The organism is Streptomyces sp. NPDC020489, from assembly GCF_044386545.1.
GTDB lineage: Bacteria > Actinomycetota > Actinomycetes > Streptomycetales > Streptomycetaceae > Streptomyces.
Map to the genome: position 1 here is coordinate 82640 of NZ_JBIRUZ010000005.1, position 15296 is coordinate 97935.

Annotated in this window: 15 protein-coding genes; 12 read left to right on the forward strand and 3 right to left on the reverse strand. The window is 69.3% G+C overall.

From position 1 onward, the window contains the following. The first annotated feature begins 55 nt into the window (after positions 1 to 55). The 6 genes from ACH41F_RS14410 (at position 56) to ACH41F_RS14435 (ending at position 5165) form a co-directional block, all read left to right on the forward strand. The gene (locus tag ACH41F_RS14410; protein ID WP_391231236.1) at positions 56 to 364 is read left to right on the forward strand and encodes a hypothetical protein; all 309 of its coding nucleotides are present in this window, start codon (positions 56 to 58) and stop codon (positions 362 to 364) included. A 259-nt stretch (positions 365 to 623) separates the two neighbouring features. Next, complete coding sequence (locus tag ACH41F_RS14415) at positions 624 to 734, forward strand: keywimysin-related RiPP (protein WP_383316586.1); 111 nt, start codon at positions 624 to 626, stop codon at positions 732 to 734. A 26-nt stretch (positions 735 to 760) separates the two neighbouring features. Next, positions 761 to 2599, forward strand: coding sequence for a lasso peptide isopeptide bond-forming cyclase (locus ACH41F_RS14420; protein ID WP_391231235.1), 1839 nt, complete (start codon positions 761 to 763; stop codon positions 2597 to 2599). Positions 2600 to 2626: 27 nt separating this feature from the next. After that, entirely contained in the window at positions 2627 to 2881 is a 255-nt protein-coding gene (locus ACH41F_RS14425) for a lasso peptide biosynthesis PqqD family chaperone (RefSeq protein WP_391231233.1), read from the forward strand. After that, positions 2878 to 3321 (forward strand): lasso peptide biosynthesis B2 protein, encoded by a 444-nt coding sequence (locus tag ACH41F_RS14430; RefSeq protein WP_391231231.1) that lies wholly within the window; start codon positions 2878 to 2880, stop codon positions 3319 to 3321. Before ACH41F_RS14425 ends, ACH41F_RS14430 begins: the two co-directional genes overlap by 4 nt. Continuing rightward, the gene (locus ACH41F_RS14435; protein WP_398835511.1) at positions 3318 to 5165 is read left to right on the forward strand and encodes an ABC transporter ATP-binding protein; all 1848 of its coding nucleotides are present in this window, start codon (positions 3318 to 3320) and stop codon (positions 5163 to 5165) included. The genes ACH41F_RS14430 and ACH41F_RS14435 overlap by 4 nt, the downstream gene beginning before the upstream one ends. Before the next feature lie 66 nt (positions 5166 to 5231). Here ACH41F_RS14435 and ACH41F_RS14440 read toward each other — a convergent pair whose 3' ends face one another. Continuing rightward, on the reverse strand, positions 5232 to 5639 hold the full coding sequence (locus ACH41F_RS14440) for a DUF3224 domain-containing protein (protein ID WP_398835513.1): 408 nt from the start codon (positions 5637 to 5639) through the stop codon (positions 5232 to 5234). Positions 5640 to 5826: 187 nt separating this feature from the next. Continuing rightward, complete coding sequence (locus ACH41F_RS14445) at positions 5827 to 7587, reverse strand: S8 family serine peptidase (RefSeq protein WP_391231227.1); 1761 nt, start codon at positions 7585 to 7587, stop codon at positions 5827 to 5829. A gap of 387 nt (positions 7588 to 7974) precedes the next feature. Here ACH41F_RS14445 and ACH41F_RS14450 point away from each other — a divergent pair, with 387 nt between their 5' ends. Then, positions 7975 to 9132, forward strand: coding sequence for a lipid II:glycine glycyltransferase FemX (locus tag ACH41F_RS14450; protein ID WP_398835516.1), 1158 nt, complete (start codon positions 7975 to 7977; stop codon positions 9130 to 9132). Between the two features lies 1 nt (position 9133). Here ACH41F_RS14450 and murF read toward each other — a convergent pair whose 3' ends face one another. Next, positions 9134 to 10477, reverse strand: a complete 1344-nt coding sequence (gene murF, locus ACH41F_RS14455) for a UDP-N-acetylmuramoyl-tripeptide--D-alanyl-D-alanine ligase (RefSeq protein ID WP_398836363.1) — start codon at positions 10475 to 10477, stop codon at positions 9134 to 9136. 160 nt (positions 10478 to 10637) lie between these two features. On the opposite strand from murF, the gene ACH41F_RS14460 reads away from it, so the two are divergent. From ACH41F_RS14460 to ACH41F_RS14480, 5 genes are all read left to right on the forward strand, one after another. Next, complete coding sequence (locus ACH41F_RS14460; RefSeq protein ID WP_391231225.1) at positions 10638 to 11627, forward strand: NAD(P)-dependent oxidoreductase; 990 nt, start codon at positions 10638 to 10640, stop codon at positions 11625 to 11627. Then, positions 11620 to 12660, forward strand: a complete 1041-nt coding sequence (vanA-Sc, locus tag ACH41F_RS14465; RefSeq protein WP_398835519.1) for a D-alanine--(R)-lactate ligase VanA-Sc — start codon at positions 11620 to 11622, stop codon at positions 12658 to 12660. The genes ACH41F_RS14460 and vanA-Sc overlap by 8 nt, the downstream gene beginning before the upstream one ends. 5 nt (positions 12661 to 12665) lie before the next feature. Further along, positions 12666 to 13274: a D-Ala-D-Ala dipeptidase VanX gene (gene vanX, locus ACH41F_RS14470; protein ID WP_398836366.1), complete on the forward strand. Its 609-nt coding sequence runs from the start codon at positions 12666 to 12668 to the stop codon at positions 13272 to 13274. Positions 13275 to 13582: 308 nt separating this feature from the next. Then, complete coding sequence (locus ACH41F_RS14475) at positions 13583 to 14521, forward strand: serine protein kinase RIO (protein ID WP_398835522.1); 939 nt, start codon at positions 13583 to 13585, stop codon at positions 14519 to 14521. Positions 14522 to 14706: 185 nt separating this feature from the next. Beyond that, a complete protein-coding gene (locus tag ACH41F_RS14480) occupies positions 14707 to 15237 on the forward strand; it encodes a S1 RNA-binding domain-containing protein (RefSeq protein WP_398835525.1) in 531 nt (176 codons plus the stop codon). Positions 15238 to 15296 lie beyond the last annotated feature (59 nt).

Below are 15296 nucleotides of genomic sequence, written 5' to 3' on the forward strand. Positions count from 1 at the left end.
GCCGAGCCCACCCGTAACCCGATTGATGAAGCAGGGTGGTGTCGCCCTGGCCGTCATGTCGCTCGATCCCACCAGTATCGGCCAGGCCCGCTACACCATGCACTGGAATACCGCACTGAAGTCCCTCGACACCACCTTCGACGGCCGCCTGTCGGCGGCCCGTCGCAGCGAATGCGCCGTGATGCAAGAGAGCAAGCGGAGCAGGGGGAATCCCAGCCATTCGGGCAAGAAAATCGAAGGGGGTAGCGCGAGTACGAGAGCAGAGTGCGCCCCGGCGGCTCCGGCCGATTACCGGCCTCTCTTCCCATGCAAGGGGCCAACCATCGGCCGCGATGCACAGGTTGGATCGTTTCTCCCGCTCTGAAATCGAACGATTCCGATATTGTGCAGTTTTTGACTAAGAGGGGTGGGGAGGCGCGACCGCCCAGCCGCCTGCGAATTTCCATCTTGTCCTATTTTTCTTCCACCCCCTTGTCATGCCATCCGGTTCTGCACCTAGCTATGTGATGCGCCCGCTTCCGCTCCGGGTTCCCGACGAACCCTGAGCAGGCCGGCAGCGCATCGGACACCGGTGCGTCGCCGGCCAGGGACGCGGCCGTGAATCCCGCATCTGAGGAGACGTCATGAAGAAGGCTTACGAAGCGCCGACGCTCAGCAAGCTCGGGACGTTCCGGAAGAAGACCGGGCTCCTGCGGAGCTCGGGCAACGACCGGCTGATCCTGAGCAAGAACTGAGGACCGACGGTTTCTGACCCGACGTCATGACTGAACTGCACGCAAGTGCGGGGACGGGCCCCGGCGACGCGCACTTCACGGTCTTCACCGACCGGGAGGACGCGGCCGCCGTGGCCCGCTCCTTCGCCCACCCCGGCACCCGAACCCTCGAGCATCCGTCCGGCAGGCCCTGGCTGGTAGGTCACTGGGACGACCAGGAGATCGTCGCCGCGCACGTCGGCTCCGCCTCCCTCGCAGTCCTCGGCTGCTGCCCGATCGATGCCGCCGAACTGGAGCGCCACACCGGACGGTTGCGTGATCTGGCGGAGCTGGACGCGCTCGCCCGTACCCTGCCGGGCAGCTTCCACCTCGTCGCCGCCCTCGACGGGCAACTCAGGGTGCAGGGCACCGCGTCCGGGCTTCGACTGGTCTTCCACGCTGCCGTGGACGGCGTACAGGTGGCCGCCAGCCGCGCCGACGTCCTCGCTGCCGCGCTGGGTGCCGAACCCGACGCACAACAGCTGGCGGTACGACTGCTGTGGCCGGCCCCCTACCCGCTGTTCGAGACCTCGCTCTGGCGTGAGGTCACCGCCGTTCCCCCACAGGACGCGCTGATCGTCGGAGCCGACGGACGCAGCGCACGCCACTCGCGATGGTGGACCCCACCGGAGCCGGTCCGCACGCTCACCGACGGTGCCCCGTCGGTCCGCGAGGCCCTCACCGAGGCCGTCGACGCCCGAACTCGCCAAGGCGGCGTGGTCAGCTGCGACCTCTCCGGCGGCCTGGACTCCACCTCCATCTGCTTCCTGGCCGACCGCTCCGCGGCCCGCGTGGTGGCCAGTACGTGGCCCGGGCGCGATCCCGCCGACACCGATCTGTACTGGGCCGAGCAAGCGGCGAAGCACCTGCCGGACGTCGAGCACGTGGTGTGGGACGCGGATGCCTCACCGCTGGTGTACGACGATCTGCTGAGCATCGACGACCTGCTGGACGAACCGACCATCGGTGTGATGGACCGCTCGCGAGTGCTGCACCACCTGCCCGGCATGGCCGAGCGGGGCAGCCGTCTCCACCTGACCGGCATCGGCGGCGACCACGTGGCCTGGTGCTCCGAGGCGTACTACCACCGACTGCTGCGCACCCGGCCACCGTTCGCACTGCGGCAACTTCGCGGCTTCCGGGCCCTGTGGCAGTGGCCCCTCGGCGACATGGTCCGCACCCTGGCCGACTCACGTCCGTACGGGAAGTGGCTCGCCGACTCCAGCGGTCACCTGCGGGACCCGATCCCCGCCACCGTGACCACCAGTCTCGGCTGGGGCATGCCCCCACGTCTCTTCGACTGGATCACCCCCGACGCCGAGCGGATGGCACAACGGGCACTGCGCGAGGCGGCCGCGACGGCCACGCCGTTGCACCCGGACCGCGGTATGCACGCCGACCTGGAGCAGATCCGCTCCTGCACCCGCATCATCCGTCAGTGGGACCGCATGGCCGCCCGCGTCGGCGTACCGATGGCCTCACCCTTCCTGGACGACCGCGTCATCGAGGCGTCCCTCGCCGTGCGACCGAGCGAACGTGTCTCGCCCTGGCAGTACAAACCGCTCCTGACCGCGGCCATGCGGGGCATCGTGCCCGAGTCGTGCCTTCGGCGCACCACCAAGGCCGCCGCCTCCATGGATGCCGCGGAGGGGCTGCGTCGCCACCGCGCCGACCTGCTGGCGCTGTGGGAGGACTCCCGGCTGGAGCAGCTCGGCCTCGTCGACGGGAACGCGCTGCGTCACCTCGCCGAGCGGCCCTCCTCCCCCGGACTGCGCGACGCCATCCTCTACTCGACCATCGCCGCTGAGGTATGGCTGCGCGGCCTGTCACCCGCCCGTACCCGCTAGCCCCCTACCGGAAGGCAGTCACCCACCATGGCATTGCGGTTCGGCCCCGATGTCTCCACCGCGGAGACCACCTATGGCACGGTCCTGCTGGACCAGCGCAGCGGGAACTACTGGGAGCTCAACCCCACCGGCACCCTGGTGGTGCAGACCCTCCTCGACGGCGGCGAGGAAGCGGCAGCGGTCGACGCGCTCGTCACGGAGTTCGACATCGACCGGGCCCGCGCCGAGCAGGACGTCACCGCGCTCGTGCAGGAACTGCGGAAGTCGGGGCTGGCCACATGACCACACCCAGCGCCCTGGAACGGCCCACGGGCGTTCCCCTCACCCGGCGCCTGGCGGCCCGTCTCGTGCTGCCGGTCGCCGTCCTGCTGTCGCTGCTGCCTCCGCGCCGGATCCGCGCCGTCCTCGGCGTGGTACGCCGCGGAGCCCCGCCCGCCACACCCGCCCAGGCCAAGAACGCCCGGGACGCGATGTGCGGGGTCAGCCTGCTGTGCGCCGGGCCGAAAGGCTGTCTGCCGCGCTCGTTGGGCGCAGCCCTGCTGTGCCGGCTGACGGGCAGTTGGCCCACGTGGTGCACCGGGGCGAGCGTGGTCCCTCCCTTCAACGCGCACGCCTGGATCGAGGCGGAGGACCGGCCCATCGGCGAGGACGTACCCGACGGCTACTTCACCCGGCTGCTCACCGTGGGGCCCGTCGAGACGAACCGGCCGCCTCGCCCATGACGAGCCCCCGGACGGCGTCGCCGGACCGCTCGACCCGGGCGGCGGTAGCCAGCATGTACCGCCTCACCTCCGGGCACCGAGCCGCCGTCACGGTGGCCACCGTGCTCACCCTCGTGGCTTCCGCCCTCGGGCTCGCCCAGCCACTCGTCGCCAAGCAGGTGGTGGACGCGAGCGGCCACGGGCGGGCGTTCTGGCCCCTGCTGCTCCTGCTCGCCGTGCTGTTCCTCACCGAAGCGGGCACCGGCGCCGTCGGCCGCTTCGTCCTGGAGCGCATGGGCGAGGGAGTCGTACGGCAACTGCGCCACGGCCTGGTCGCGCGGTTGCTGCGGCTGGAGATGAGGGAGTACGACCGCCACCGCGGCGGCGACCTGATCTCCCGGGTGACCGCCGACACCACCCTGCTCAGGGAAGTGGTCTCCCAGGCCCTCGTCGACCTCGTCACCGGAGCCCTCGTCGCCGCCGGGGCCATCGCCCTGATGCTGTGGATCGACCCGCTGCTGCTGCTCCTGGTCGCCGTGACCGTGGCTACCGCGGCCGCGGTCGTGGCGTCACTGCTGAAGGGTATCCGGGCGGCTTCCGAACACATGCAGAACTCCGTCGGTGCGATCGCCGCCGACCTCGAGCGCGCACTCGGCGCGCTGCCGATGGTGCGGGTCCACCGCGCCGAGGACCGCGAGGCGGAGCGCATCGGGGCACGCGTCGAGTCCGCATACGACGCGGGCGTACGGACGGCGAAACTCGCCTCGGTGATGAGTCCGGCCGTCGAGCTCGCCGTCCAGGGCTCCTTCCTGCTCGTCCTGGTCATCGGCGGCCTGCGCGTCACCGGCCACGCCAACTCCCTCGGCGACCTCGTCGCCTTCCTGCTGTACGCCTCCTACCTCGTGCTGCCCCTGTCGTCGGTCTTCCGCGCGGTCGGCCTGATCCAGCGCGGCATGGGCGCCTACCAGCGCATCGAGCAGGCCCTCGCGCTGCCTGTCGAGCGCTCCTCGGCCGAGCGGCCGGCGGCGCGGGCACGCACAGCTGAGCGTGCCCCCCGGCCGGGCGTCTCGTACGAGGAGCCCGCCCTCACCCTGCGGGATCTCACCTTCGGCTACGACCCTGACCGGCCCGTCCTGCGCGGAGTCACCCTCACCGTGCCGCGCCGGTGCCAGACGGCCCTGGTCGGACGGTCGGGTGCCGGAAAGAGCACCCTCTTCGCTCTGGTGGCCAGGTTCTACGAACCGGACTCGGGCACCCTCCTCTTCGACGGCCGACCCGCCACCGAGTTGACGCGTGCCGAGTGCCGCGAACGCATCGCCGTCGTCGACCAGAACACCCATGTCGTCCACGGCACCCTGCGCGACAACATCACCTACGCCGCCCCCGACGCCACCGAGGCGGAAGTGCGGCGCGCCGTCGAACTCGCCCAACTCGATGACGTCGTACGCCGACTGCGTGGCGGCCTGTCCGGGATGCTCGGCGAACGCGGCAGCACCCTCTCGGGAGGCGAGCGCCAGCGCGTCGCCCTCGCCCGCGCCCTGCTCGCCCGTCCCCGGCTTCTCCTGCTCGACGAGCCCACGTCCCATCTCGACGCCATCAACGAGACCGCGCTCACCGCGGTGATGAAGGACATCGCCCAGGAATGCGCCCTCCTGGTGATCGCGCACCGGCTCTCCACCGTCCAGCACGCGGACCAGATCGTCGTACTGGACAATGGCCGCGCCACCGCTTGCGGACGTCACGAAGAGTTGCTCACCAGCAGCTCCACCTACCGCGAACTCGCCGCCGGACAGATGCTCCGCCCGGCCGCCCACCGGTCCTCCCCCGTGAGCACGTCCAGAGCCCGGCCGCACAGCCAACCGTGAACTCGAGGTCGAGGTGGCTCCGCCGTCACCTCGACCGGAATCTGGCTGAGGGGTTGAGTCGCTGGGCTATTGTCCGAGGTCGTAGTCGAACCAGATCCGGTGGGTGCCGTCCTCGTCGACGGCGATGCCTCCGGCCCCGGTGATCCCGACCAACTCGGCCGTTCCGCTGCCCGGAACGATGATGAAGAAGTCGCCCTGTCTGCCCTCGCCCAGGGTGGTCGCGGAGTGTGCGAAGTTGAAGGCACCCGACCGGTCATGGAGCGCCCCCTCGAAGGACTCCATCGCGACATAGCTGCCCGTACCGGTGGACTGGTCGAACGCCGCGGTGAACAGGGTGGCGGAGCGCCCGACGACCTCGCCTTCGTACTGCTTGTTCATGGTGGCCAGGCCGACGGGCACCGCCGTCTCGATCGCCGGGCCGGGCACCTGAGTCGGGGTGAAGTCGGCCACTGTGAATGTTCCCGAAGCTCGCATCCCCGGATCGTAAGCCGCACCACTGACATCGGTGCCGAGCAGACCGGTGTCCCGCCGCACACCGCAGCACAGCCGATGCCGCGCGGGCCGTCCTGGGCACCTCCGTCATGGTGGCCCCGGCGGCGGTGTACATCGCCGCCGGGACCCATGTGCCCCACGTCGCCCGCGGGCGTTGCCGGAGCCTGCGCTAGAAGGTCAGGTTCCAGGCGTCGATCTTGCCTGTGTCGGAGGCGGCGTTGTCGTTGACGCGCAGCTTCCAGGTGCCGTTCGCGACCTCCGAGGAGGCGTTCACGGTGTAGGTCTGGGCGACGTTGTCGGCGCTGCCGCCGGTGTGGTTGTGCAGCGTGTAGACGCTGCCGTCCGGAGCCACCAGGTCGATCTTCAGGTCACCGATGTAGGTGTGCTTGATGTCGACCCCCACCTTGAGGGTGGCCGGGGCGTTGCCGGTCACGCCGGTGACGGCGATCGGGCTCTCCACGGTCGCGTTGTCGTTGATGGCGAAGTCCGCGAGGTTCTCGAAGTACTTGCCGGGCGGCGGCGTGGTCCCGACGGCCTTGAGGGCGTCGACCTGTCCCTCGCCGAAGAACGAGTTGTTGGCCGTCGTGCCCGTGCAGCGGCTGTCCGAGGGGCAGGCGATGTCGTTGGCCTGGGCGGCCAGCTTGGCGCGGAGTTGCGCCGGGGTGATGCCCGGGTTGGCGCTGGCGAGGAGCGCTGCTACACCGGCCACGTGCGGGGTGGCCATGGAGGTGCCGCTCTTGCTGCCGTAGCCGCCGCCGGGGACGGTGGAGTACACGTTGCTGCCGGGCGCCGCGACGTCGATGACGCCCTGCCCGTAGTTGGAGAACGAGGCCTTGGTGACGCCCGTGCCGTTGGCCGCGACCGTGACCACGCCCGGCAGTTCGGTCGGGATGTCGAGGCAGGCGTTGGTGATGGTGCGGGTGACCGGCGTCGAGTCGTTCGGGCTCGCGGAGTCGGTCGTCTTGTGGGCGAGGTCGTAGTTCTCGTTGCCCGCGGCGGCGATCTGGAGGGAGCCCTTGCTCTCGGCGTACTCCTGGGCGCGTTTGACGCCCTCGATGATCGCGGCCTGGTCGATGTTGTCCGGGCAGTTGAACTGCCACGGGTCCGTGTAATAGCTGTTGTTGGTGACCTTGAAGCCGTGGTCACCGGCCCAGACGAAGCCGCAGATGGTGTTCTCGGCGAAGAAGAAGGAGTTGCCCGGCTCGGCGACCCGGACCGCGGAGATCTTCACCCCGGGGGCCACGCCGACGACGCCCTTGCCGTTCTTGGCCGCGGCGACGGTGCCCGCTACGTGGGTGCCGTGCGTGTCGACGTCCCGCCAGGCGCCGGCACGGGTGTCGGGCTTGCCGTAGGCGCAGGACACCGAGTCGGCCGCGTTGAAGTTGGGCGCCAGGTCCTGGTGCTGGTCGTCCACACCGGTGTCCAGGATGCCGACCTTGACCGAGGCGGATCCCGGGTTCACGGCCCAGGCCTGGTCGGCCTTGATCTGGCTCATGTCGGCCCGGACCGGTTCGCCGGTCGGGGTCGAGGCCTGGGACGGATTGGGCGGGAGCGCCGGGTTGTAGGCGTCGGCCGGGACGTCCGAGGTACGCGTGGCGCCGACCTGCTGCACACCGGCGACGCCGCGCATGGTGGCGGCGAACCCGCTGGACGCCGAGTGGGCGACGATCACGCCGATGGCGTCGAAGCTCGAGAAGACGGTGCCGCCGTTCGCGGCGATCGCGGAGCGGACCGCGGAACTGTCGCCGGGGGCGGTGATCACGAGGTAGGCACGCGTGCCGGCCACCCAGTCCGCGCTCTGGGAAGCCGCCACCGAGGCCGGAGCTTTCGCCTTGGCGGCCGGCGCGGTGGAGGGGGCGACCGGGAGCGTGCCCGCGAGGGCGCCCGGGGCGCCGAACGCGAGGGCGGCACCGAGGGTGGCCGCCAGCACCAGTGTGCGTCTCGGTCGGCTGGATCTGTGGGGTATCAATGCGTCCTCCGAAGACGGCCCAGCCGCGCTTATGGCACGGGCCAGGTCGTACGAATCAAGTGGTGGATGCAAGATGTCAGGTACATGCCCCGGTACGGAAGTACCTTTCCGTGCAGGGACGTTACAGGGACATGGCTGAAAACAAACCCCCTGTGCACGGGTGCGGGCCGCGCGGGCCCTTCTGGGGAGCCGGAGAGTGCGTGGCTGGTGCCGGACACCGACGGCGCCCAGCCGCCGATGGCGGCCGCGATGGGGGCAACGCCACGCACCCCGCCCGGTGGTGACATATCGTCGGCGTATCGAGAACTGCATACGCCCGGGCAACACCTGCCTGCGTTGACTGGCGGCATGCCCTACCGCGAACCAGTACGAGCAGCAGCCCGGAATCCGGTCGTCAGGCCGATCAGCGCCGCCGAGCATGGGGCGTTCACGCAGGCCCAGCGGTCGGTCAGCTTTCTGCAGACCCCGGCGTGGGGCCGCGTCAAGACCGAGTGGCGCAGCGAGTCCCTCGGTTGGTTCGACGGCGGGCGCCTGATCGGTGCGGGGCTCGTCCTGTACCGCCCGGTGCCGCGGCTCGACCGCTTCACTCTCGCGTATCTGCCCGAGGGCCCGGTCATCGACTGGAGTGGCGACATCGGTGCGTGGCTGGACCCGTTGGCGGCGTACCTCAAGGCGCACGGCGCGTTCGCGATCCGCCTCGGCCCGCCGGTCGTCACGGACACGTGGAGCGCCGCCCAGGTCAAGGAGGGCATCGCGAATGCGGGCATCCGGCGGCTGACCGACCTACCGGGACAGGGAGTTGACCCAGTCGGCGCCCGAGTGAGCAGCGGCCTCGCGGACGCGGGCTGGCTGCCGCAGAGCCCACAGGACGGGTTCGGGGTCGGGCATCCTCAGTTCAAGTACGAGGTCCCGCTGACAGGCAGGACCGAGGACGAACTGCTCAGGGGCATGAGTCAGCAGTGGCGCCGCAACATCAAGAGGGCGGCGAAGGAAGGCGTCGAGGTCACGGTCGGCGACGGGAGTGCGCACGACCTCAAGGCGTTCCACGACCTCTACGTCCACACCGCCGAGCGCGACCGCTTCACACCCCGGCCGCTGCGCTACTTCGCCACCATGTTCGCGGCGCTGAACGCCGAGGACCCTGAGCGGATCAAGCTCTATCTGGCCCACCACCAGGGTGACTTGGTCGCCGCCACCGTCCTGGTCCGTGTCGGAACCCACGCGGTCTACGCCTACGGCGCCTCCGCCACTCACAAGCGCGAGGTGCGCGGCTCCAACGCCTGCCAGTGGGCGATGATCCGCGACGCCCTCGCGGCCCAGTGCGACGTCTACGACCTGCGCGGCATCACCCCCACCCTCGACGCCGACGACCCGCACGTCGGCCTGGTCCGGTTCAAAGTCGGCACCGGCGGCCGGGCCGTGCGGTACGTCGGCGAGTGGGACCTGCCGCTGCGGCCGATGGTCTACCGGGCCTTCACCCTCTACATGAGCCGGCGCGGGCGCTGAACTAGGCCAGAGCGGCGGCGACTTCGTCGAGGCGGGCCCCGCGGGACGCCTTGACCAGGACCACGTCGTCGCGGGTGAGATGGCCACGCAGCCAGTCGACGGCCGTGGCGTTGTCGGCGAGGACCATCGCGCCCTCTCCCGCGCCGTCGGCGATCGGCCGGGCAGCCTCCCCGACGGCGACCACCAGGTCGGCCCGGGCGGCGGCGTACGCCCCGACGGCGTGGTGCTCGGCCGCGCTGTCCTCGCCGAGTTCGAGCATTTCGCCGAGTACGGCGATGCGGCGCCCGCCCTCGACGGCCGCCAGCGCGTCCAAGGCGGCGCGGGTGGAGTCGGGGTTGGCGTTGTAGGAGTCGTTCAGCAGCACCGCGCCGCAGGCGAGGTCGCGCGGCTCCATCCGCCACGGCGACAGCGAGGCGGTGGCCAGCGCCGCCGTGGCCCGGTCGAGGGGCACCCCGGCCGCCAGTGCTGCCGCCGCGGCAGCCGAAGCGTTGAGCGCCTGGTGGGCGCCGACGAGCGGCAGGGTGAGGTGAGCCGAGGCAGCGACGGTGCGCAGCGTGCAGGACGGCCGACCGAGCCGATCGAGGGCCACGTCGAGTACCCGTACGTCGGCGTGGACCGCCCGGCCGAAGGTCGACACCGGACGGTCGGTGAGCGCGCGCATGGCGACCACCCGGGGGTCGTCGGCGTTCAGGACAGCGGTGCCGCCGGGCGCGAGGCCCTGCACCAGTTCGCCCTTGGTCCTGGCGATGGCGGCTCGCGACCCGAACTCACCGAGGTGGGCCACGCCGACGTTGAGAACGACGGCGATGTCGGGCGCGACCAGACCGGTGAGCGCGGCGATGTCGCCGACATGGCGGGCTCCCATCTCCAGGACCAGGAACCGGGTTGCCGCCTGGGCGCGCAACATCGTGAGCGGCACGCCGAGTTCGTTGTTCAGCGAGCCGACCGTGGCAACCGTGGGCCCGGCGGCCGAAAGGGCGGCCGCCAGCAGGTCCTTGGTGCCGGTCTTGCCCTGGGATCCGGTCACCGCGAAGACGGTCAGTCCGTCGCGCAGCCGGGCCACGACCTGGGCGGCGAGCGTCTGCAGCGCGGCCCGGGCGTCCTGGACGACGACGGTGGGCAGCGGCGTGGCCCGACAGCCGAGCACGGCCACCGCGCCGGCCCGCCCCGCCTGTTCCGCGTAGTCATGGCCGTCGGTGCGCTCGCCGGTGAAGGCGACGAAGAGGCCACCCGGCTCGGCCTGCCGGCTGTCGAGCACGGCCGGCGCGGTCACCGTCACGGAGCTGTCGCCCTCGACCTTTCCCCCGACGACATCGGCGATCTCGCCGAGGCTGAGCGGGATCACCGCGATTCCCTGAACGTCATGCATGATGGGCAAGTCATGGCTGGTGGGAAAGTCATGCCTCGTGGGTAAGTCATGTTTCCAGTCAAGACAGTGAGACGTATCGCCGGCATATCGAAAAGCACATACGTTCCGGCAACAGCACGCCCCCTTGACTGACGGCATGACCCACAGCGAAACGACCCGCATCACCATGTACGGGTGCGGCCCGGACGAAGCCGTTCTGTTCCGCGAACTGGCACCCGGCCTCGGTGTACTGCCGGCCATCACCGACGCACCGGTGTCGGAGGCCAATACCGCACTGGCCTCCGGCAGTCGGTGCATCAGCGTCGGCCACAAGACGCCCCTCACCCATGCCACTCTGCGTGAACTCCGTCGAACCGGCGTGCTGTACATCTCCACGCGGAGCATCGGCTACGACCACATCGACGTGGAATACGCGGACAGCGTCGGCATCACGGTCGAGAACGTCTCCTACTCGCCGGACAGCGTGGCCGACTACACGCTGATGCTCATGCTGATGGCGGCACGGGATGCGAAAGCCATCGTCCGTCGCACGGACCTGCACGATTACCGGCTGAGCGACGTGCGCGGGAAAGAGCTGCGCGATCTGACCGTCGGGGTGATCGGCGCAGGTCGTATCGGCGCAGCGGTCATGACCCGGCTACGGGGTTTCGGCTGCCGCATCCTCGCCCATGACAACCGTCCCGTCGAGCGTCCCGGGAGCGCTGTCGAGCACGTTCCACTCGATGAATTGCTGCGGCGGAGCGACCTGGTCACGCTGCACACGCCCCTCACCGCGGACACGCACCATCTGCTGAATCGACGACGCCTGGCGCAGATGAAGAACGGCGCGCTCATCGTCAACACCGGGCGTGGTGCGCTCATCGACACCGAGGCCCTCGTGCAGGAACTGGAAAGCGGCAGGCTGGGCGGTGCGGCACTGGATGTCATCGAAGGCGAGGAAGGCATCTTCTACGCCGACTGCCGAGACAAACCTGTAGAAAGCAAAACACTGGTGCGGCTACAGGAGTTGGCGAACGCGTTCATCAGTCCGCACACCGCCTACTACACCGACCGCGCCCTGCACGACATCGTGAAGAACTCCCTCACCAATTGCCTGACATTCGAAAGCAGGAATCAGCATGGCTAGGCTCAAGGTCGGCATCATATTCGGTGGCCGTTCCGAGGAGCACCCCGTCTCCGTCAAGTCGGCGCGCGAGGTGGCCCGGAACCTCGATCTCGAGAAGTATGAACCGTTCTACGTCGGGATCACCAAGAGCGGCATCTGGAAGCTCTGCGACGGGCCCGACACCGAGTGGGAGACCGACAGCTGCCCTCCCGTCGTACTGTCGCCGGACAGCAACGTGCACGGACTGCTCACCCTGGCAGAGGGGCGCTACGGAACGATCCGTCTGGACGTCGTGCTGCCCGTGCTGCACGGCACCCTCGGCGAGGACGGCGCGGTCCAAGGGCTGCTGGAACTCTCCGGCATCCCCTACGTCGGCTGCGACATCCAGAGTTCCGCTCTGTGCATGGACAAGTCCCTGACCTACGTCATGGCCCGAAGCGCGGGAATCGCCACGCCGGACTTCTGGACCCTGATGGCGGACGACACCATCGATACCGCCCAGTTCACCTATCCGGTGTTCGTGAAGCCGGCCCGTTCGGGATCGTCCTTCGGCGTCACCAAGGTGTCCCGGGCAGAGGAACTGCCGGGCGCGGTCGAAACGGCACGGCACTACGACTCGAAGGTGCTGATCGAAGCGGCTGTCGTCGGCAGTGAGATCGGCTGCGCCATCCTCGGGAACGAGACGGATCTGTTCGCGGGCGAGGTGGACCGGATCTCCCTCTCCCACGGTTTCTTCAGGATCCACCAGGAGGCGTCCCCCGAGACCGGTTCCGAGAACTCCACAGCCGTCGTTCCCGCCGACATTCCAGAAGAGTCACGGCTGCTCGTGCAAGAGACGGCCAAGGCCGTGTACCGCGCCCTGGGATGCCGCGGACTCTCACGGGTGGACATGTTCCTCAAGGAGGACGGACAAGTCGTCCTCAACGAGGTCAACACCCTGCCCGGCATGACCTCGTACAGCCGATATCCGAGGATGATGGCCGCCGCGGGACTTCCTCTTTCCGAGGTGATCGACCGGACGGTGTCCCTCGCCCTGACAGGGAAGATCCGATGAAGCCGTTGCTGGACGACTTCGTCTTCGTGGACGAGGTGGCCCCCGGAATACGCTGGGATGCCAAGTACGCCACGTGGGACAACTTCACCGGGAAACCGGTCGACGGCTATCTGGCCAACCGGGTCGTCGGTACGAGGGCACTGTGTGCGGCCCTGGAGCGGGCACGGGAGAAGGCCGAAGCGCTGGGATTCGGCCTGCTGCTCTGGGACGGCTATCGCCCGCAGCACGCCGTCGACTGCTTTCTGCGCTGGTCGCGACAGCCGGAGGACGGCCGGACCAAGTCACGGCACTATCCCCGTATCGGCAGAGCCGAGATGTTCGACAAGGGATACGTGGCCGCCCGGTCGGGCCACAGCCGAGGCAGCACCCTCGACCTCACGCTCTATGACCTCACCACAGGTGAACTCCTGCCCATGGGCGGCCACCATGACCTGATGGATTCCATATCGCACCACGGCGCACAAGGAATCACACCCGCTGAAGCGCGGAACCGTCAGCACCTGCGATCCCTGATGGAGACCTGCGGTTTCAGCGCGTACGAGCGCGAGTGGTGGCACTACACGCTCGACGACGAGCCCTATCCAGACACCTACTTCGACTTCCCCATCGCCTAGGACTCCTGCCTCGCGGCCCTGAGGTCGGGCGGGGTACCGGGGATCTGCCGTTCCAGCCCGCCTGAGCAGGATCCCGGTGCCGATGCGCCGGAGCGGTCGGCGGGTCACGCAGGGACGCGGCCGCGGCTGTCGCCGCCGTCGACGCCGGCCGCGATTAATCGGTTGCCCCGCCCGGTGTCCGCCCCTCACCATGGGCGAGACACCGGGAGCTGCCCGGTGCTCCACGAGAGGAGGCACGACTGTGACCACGACTGTCGTCGGCCTGTCCGCAGACCGCCCCTCTCTCGCCTCATGGAGCACCTCCAGCGATGTCTCACGACGATCTCTCGCAGTACCCTCAGCACCCGGCATTTCCTGACACCCTCAGCACCGACGCGTCCCGCTATGTCCCGCCGCGGCAGGACCTGAGCGACATCGACGAACGGTTCGTCTTCGACTTCCGTTACTACGACGACCTCGAGGACGGTCAGCGCTGGTCGACCTGGCTCAGCGTCGAACCCCTCTGCCGAGGCCCCGAGCCGCTTCCGGACTGGGTCGTGACCTCGCAGGGCGCGATCGACACCGAGCTCGGCGTCCTCAAGACGGGCAAGGAGGCCGACGTCCACCTCATCGAGCGCGCCGACCTGCTCGACCCCGACGCCGCCGTGGTCATGGCGGCGAAGCGGTACCGCTCTCCCGAGCACCGGAACTTCCACCGCTCCGCGTCCTACACCGAGGGCCGCTCGATGAAGCGCTCACGTGACGAGCGAGCCGTCAAGCGCAAGAGCACCTTCGGCCGGCAGGTCGCGGCCGGTGAGTGGGCGGTGTCCGAGTGGGGCGCACTGGTGCGGCTCTGGAACCTCGGGCTGCCGGTCCCCTACCCCGTCCAGATCGACGGCACCGAGATCCTGATGGAGTGGATCACCGTCGTCAACGAGGACGGTGCCACCGAGACCGCACCCCGGCTCGCCCAGACGCGGCCCTCACCCGACCTGCTGGCAGCCTACTTCCAGCAACTCACCGACGCCCTCGCCACCATGGTGCAGAACGGCGTCGTGCACGGCGACCTCTCGGCGTACAACATCCTGGCGGCGGGCGAGCGGTTGGTCATCATCGACCTGCCGCAGATCGTCGACCTGGTCGGCAACCTCAACGGGATGACCTTCCTCCAGCGCGACTGCGCCAACATCTGCGGCTGGTTCCGCTCGCGAGGCCTCGAGGTCGACGAGCACGCCCTGTTCGCGGAGCTGATGACACACGCCTTCTGAACCGGGCGACCGGCCTCAGCTTCTTGGCCCCCCGGCGCCCGCCCCAGCGATAAAGGTAATCGCGGGGGCGGGCGCCCTCTCCAGACCGCAGCGTCACCGCCCTTCCCGTCGAGTTCGCCACTCCTCGTGAAAGGCTGGGGAACATGATGGGCGGGGCGCGTGAGAACCCAGAACTCTGGGCGTTCTTGGAGTCATTGCACTGCGGCGAGATCCTTTCCGGCACCGTCACCGCGATCGAGCGGTTCGGCGTGTTCGTGGCGCTGGACGAGGGCCCGGACCACCCGGTCTTCCCCGGTGTCGGGTTCATCACGATCCCCGAGCTGTCCTGGCGGCGCATCGAAGCAGCCTTCGACGTCGTGCAGGTCGGACAGCGCGTCTCAGCGGAGTTCCTTCAGTTCGACACATGGAACCTGGAGGCGAGACTGTCCTTGCGGGCGACGCAGCCAGACCCCTTCCAGTCATTCGCCGACCGCACTGCGGTGGGGCAGAAACTCTCCGGGCGAGTCACCAAGCTGGTCCCCTTCGGCGCCTTCGTCCAGGTCACCGACGGGATCGAGGGACTGGTCCATCTGCGAGACCTCACGTCGACGCCCGTGGAAAGTCCGTCAGACGTCGTCCAGACCGGCGACGAGGTCACGGTCGTCGTCACTGAGATCGACCGGGAGCGCCGCAGGCTCGTTCTCTCTCGACGGCAAGGCTTGTCCGACCACCAGTGACTCCTGACACTCCCTGCGGCATCCGGGCAGTGCTCCCCGTCCCGGCGGATGCGGAGACC

Excerpts from the sequence above, each read along its gene's own strand:
- ACH41F_RS14410 (WP_391231236.1), top strand. The coding sequence starts at position 56 with ATGTCGCTCGATCCCACCAGTATCGGCCAGGCCCGCTACACCATGCAC.
- ACH41F_RS14415 (WP_383316586.1), top strand. The coding sequence starts at position 624 with ATGAAGAAGGCTTACGAAGCGCCGACGCTCAGCAAGCTCGGGACGTTC.
- ACH41F_RS14420 (WP_391231235.1), top strand. The coding sequence starts at position 761 with ATGACTGAACTGCACGCAAGTGCGGGGACGGGCCCCGGCGACGCGCAC.
- ACH41F_RS14425 (WP_391231233.1), top strand. The coding sequence starts at position 2,627 with ATGGCATTGCGGTTCGGCCCCGATGTCTCCACCGCGGAGACCACCTAT.
- ACH41F_RS14430 (WP_391231231.1), top strand. The coding sequence starts at position 2,878 with ATGACCACACCCAGCGCCCTGGAACGGCCCACGGGCGTTCCCCTCACC.
- ACH41F_RS14435 (WP_398835511.1), top strand. The coding sequence starts at position 3,318 with ATGACGAGCCCCCGGACGGCGTCGCCGGACCGCTCGACCCGGGCGGCG.
- ACH41F_RS14440 (WP_398835513.1), bottom strand. The coding sequence starts at position 5,639 with ATGCGAGCTTCGGGAACATTCACAGTGGCCGACTTCACCCCGACTCAG.
- ACH41F_RS14450 (WP_398835516.1), top strand. The coding sequence starts at position 7,975 with ATGCCCTACCGCGAACCAGTACGAGCAGCAGCCCGGAATCCGGTCGTC.
- ACH41F_RS14460 (WP_391231225.1), top strand. The coding sequence starts at position 10,638 with ATGACCCACAGCGAAACGACCCGCATCACCATGTACGGGTGCGGCCCG.
- vanA-Sc (WP_398835519.1), top strand. The coding sequence starts at position 11,620 with ATGGCTAGGCTCAAGGTCGGCATCATATTCGGTGGCCGTTCCGAGGAG.
- ACH41F_RS14475 (WP_398835522.1), top strand. The coding sequence starts at position 13,583 with ATGTCTCACGACGATCTCTCGCAGTACCCTCAGCACCCGGCATTTCCT.